Below are 3,566 nucleotides of genomic sequence, written 5' to 3'. Positions count from 1 at the left end.
CACGTGCACCGCATCCACCTTCGACAGCTCGAACACGAAGGCCGAGGCGATATGCGCCTGCTCGAACGCTGTCTGGCTGGTGAAGAACAGACGGGCCTGGCTGTAGTGATCGGCGAAGGTTTCGGCACGGACGCGCTCTCGCGTTCCTTCTTCCTGCACGGCGGCGCTGCGGAAACCGAGGGCGGGATCTTCGCGCGGCGAGTCGGCCTGCAACGAGCTCGGCTCATAGGCGACGCGTCCCTTGGGTACCTGCGTTTGCATGTGGCCGTCGCGCTGCTGGTTGGCGAAGGGGCACTTCGGCGCGTTGATGGGCAACTGGTGGAAGTTCGGCGAACCCAGGCGCGATAACTGCGTGTCGAGGTAGGAGAACAGGCGCCCCTGAAGCAGCGGGTCGTTGCTGAAGTCGATGCCGGGCACCAGGTGCGACGGACAGAACGCGACCTGCCTGGATCGCCTCGAACAGGTCGCGACGATGGAAGTCCGGGTCGGCGCCGGCGAGTTTCACTGCCTCGTCCCACACCGTCGATTGCAGGCCAAGCTTCGGCCGCCAGTGGAACTTGACGAAGGTGGACTTGCCCTTCGCATTCAGCAGGCGGAACGAATGGATGCCAAAGCCTTCCATCATGCGCAGCGAGCGCGGAATGGTCCGATCGGACATCGCCCACTGGATCATGTGCATCGACTCGGGCGTGAGGGAGATGAAATCCCAGAACGTGTCGTGCGCGCTCGCCGCCTGCGGGAAGCCGCGGTCGGGTTCCATCTTTACGGCATGAATCAGGTCGGGAAACTTGATCGCGTCCTGGATGAAGAACACCGGGATGTTGTTGCCAACCAGGTCCCAGTTGCCCTCCTTCGTGTAGAGCTTCACGGCGAAGCCACGCACGTCGCGCGGGGTGTCCACCGAGCCCGAGCCACCGGCGACCGTGGAGAACCGCGTGAACAACGGTGTGCGCTCGCCGACCTCGGTAAGGACACGAGCGGTGGTGTACTCGGCCAGCGAGGCTGTCAGCTCGAAGAAGCCGTGCGCCGCCGAACCGCGCGCGTGCACGATGCGCTCCGGAATGCGCTCATGGTCGAAGTGGGTGATCTTCTCGCGAAGGATGAAATCTTCCAACAGCGTGGGACCGCGGGCGTTGGCTTTCAGCGAGTTCTGGTTGTCTCCGATCACCAGGCCCTGGTTCGTCGTCAGCGGTGCATGCTCGCCACCGGCCGTCTGGTGGAGTTCATCCCCTTGGCCACGTCGGTCTTTCGGCAGTCCTGCAGTGTTGTTCTGAGCGGCAGCGTTTGCCGCCGACGGGGCTTTCTTGGCCATGGCACACCTCGGCTTGGTCGGGCGCCTAACATGCACTACGTGCCGTCAAAGCAGCCTTCACCGGTGTGAACTCGCCGATAGCTGTCACATCGTACGGTTGCGCCCTGCCGCTTTCGCCCGGTACACCGCCTCGTCGGCGAGGTTCAGCAACGTTTCCGCGCTCACCGGGTTCGGCGCGCAATGCGTGGCGATGCCCGCACTGATCGTTACCAGGCCGTCGATGCCGTGACGGTTGGCGATGCCTAGGGTGTAGACATCCTGCCGAACCGTTTCAATGATGCCCAACGCCTCGCTGGCATCGATGCCGGGCAACACGACGACGAACTCCTCACCGCCATACCGCGCCACGACCGAGCCTGGTACGACCGTCAACGCCGCACGCAAGGTCTGGGCGACGAGGGTAAGGCATGCATCGCCGGCGAGGTGGCCATAGGCGTCGTTGAAGCCTTTGAACCGATCCACATCGAGCATCGCCAGGCTGACGCAGGGCTTCTCATCGTCGGTGCGATCGAGCGCACGCCTGAGCGCCAGGAACAGGCCGCGACGATTCTGCAGGCCAGTCAGCTCGTCATGGTTGGCCGTGTACTGGAGGCCGCGCCTTAAGAGGCGCAGCTCGTCTTCCACGGCCAGGTGATAGCCGATCACGATCGCGTTGCGCGCCGCGTAGACGGTCAAGGCCACGGCGAGGATGACCATGGCAAGCACCGGCTGGGATTTCAACAGGAAGAACACCAGAGCGCATAAGGCCAGGCAGAGCACGAACGGGCTGACGCTGCCGGACAGGTAGATGGCAGTGCGTGAGGGCCGATAGCCGCGAAGCCAGCCGATACTCCTGCGGCTGACGAGCACACCGAGCACCAGGAGCGGAATTGAAAGGAGCAGTTCAGGCAGGTAGGACTCGGTGAGCGACAGCAAGCGGTTGTGCGCCGCGGCGCAGATGCCATCCACCCACGCGAACGTCGCCAGCACGAAGAAGAACCGGCGTTCGTCCTTGCGACGTGTGCCGAGCAGGCGGATGGTGGCGAACAGGGCGACGAAGGCATCGAGGCCGTCGAACAGCAGGATGAGGAACGAGGCCGAAGCAGCCGGCGAAGATGGATCGACGGCATGATGCAAGGTCACGTAGAACATCGCCGCCAGCGCGATGGCCAGCAGCGTATCCGCTGCCGTCGTCCAGCGGAACATCGGTCCCGTCGGGTTGTACGTCGCTGCCGCGATCATCAGCAGGCTCGCCGTGCAGAAATAGAAGCTGGGATCGACCATCACCAGCGTGCCTTCGGCATTCAGGAGCGAATCCGCGAACAACAGGGCCAGTGCCGTCGTTTTCGACAGGATGGCGCCGAACAGGATCCACCACAGCGGCTTGTTGTGCTCCACCGCCTGGATGCTGCGGCGCCAGCAGAGGTACAACGCCAGCACGGCGATGACGAGCACCGCCGCATAACTCCAGCTCAGGGTCCGCACGGTGACGAACATCGCGATGCCCGCGTGCACACCCAGGAGCAACGCCGACACGCGGGGTGTCCAGCGCTGGGTTATCAAGTGAGCATCACGACTTTGCCGATCGCTCCGCGGCTCTCCAGGAACGCGTGTGCTTTGCCGCCATCGCGCAGGGGAAACGTGCCGGCGATCGTCGGAACCAGCGAGCCTTTGCGGATAAGAGCGAACAGTTCAGAGGCGCGCTGCCTGCGCACCTCGGCGTTGACGAGCACGTTCCATAGGTCGCCGCCGGTGAGGGTCAGCGAACGGTCCATCAGGAGGCGCGGATCGACAGGGTCCGGATCGCCGCCGGCCATGCCGTAAAAGACCACGGTACCGCCCGTGCGCGTGGCGGCGAGGCTGTCGCCTAACGTGCGCCCGACGGAATCGTAGGTGACGTGCACGCCCGCCCCCTCGGTCGCGTCCTGTACACGCTCGACGAGGTCTTCGTAGCCCATGACCATGTCGGCGCCCGCGCGCCGCGCGGCGTCACGCTTGGCGTCGGACGAGGCGACACCGACCACGAGTACGCCCTTGGCACGCAGCATCTGCACCAGCAGGAGGCCAACGCCGCCGGCGGCGGCATGCACCAGTGCAACCTGGCCCGGCTGGGGATTCGAGCTATCGGTCACCAGGTATTGCGCGGTGAGGCCCTGCAGCAGGACGGCCGCGGCCGTCTCTGCCGAAATGTCGTCCGGCAATGGAATCAGCTTGTCCACGTCGACGGCGACCAGTTCGGCGTTGGCGAACGGCATGTCGGCGAAGCCGACCCGGC

Annotated in this window: 2 protein-coding genes and 1 pseudogene; all 3 read right to left on the bottom strand. The window is 64.7% G+C overall.

Annotated elements, in window-relative coordinates; all coding sequences use genetic code 11:
• Positions 1-1,312, bottom strand: a pseudogene (locus tag AC1DSN_RS20580) (catalase); the annotation flags it as partial.
• 84 nt (positions 1,313-1,396) lie between these two features.
• Positions 1,397-2,827, bottom strand: a complete 1,431-nt coding sequence (locus AC1DSN_RS20575; protein ID WP_477332552.1) for a GGDEF domain-containing protein — start codon at positions 2,825-2,827, stop codon at positions 1,397-1,399.
• A 23-nt stretch (positions 2,828-2,850) separates the two neighbouring features.
• On the bottom strand, positions 2,851-3,566 hold a 716-nt coding region (locus tag AC1DSN_RS20570), incomplete at its 5' end, for a zinc-binding dehydrogenase (RefSeq protein WP_477332550.1).

This window comes from Luteibacter sp. P4_D7_3, from assembly GCF_056401735.1.
The sequence above is the reverse complement of the archived record's forward strand: the minus strand, read 5'-3'. Positions and strand labels throughout refer to the sequence as shown.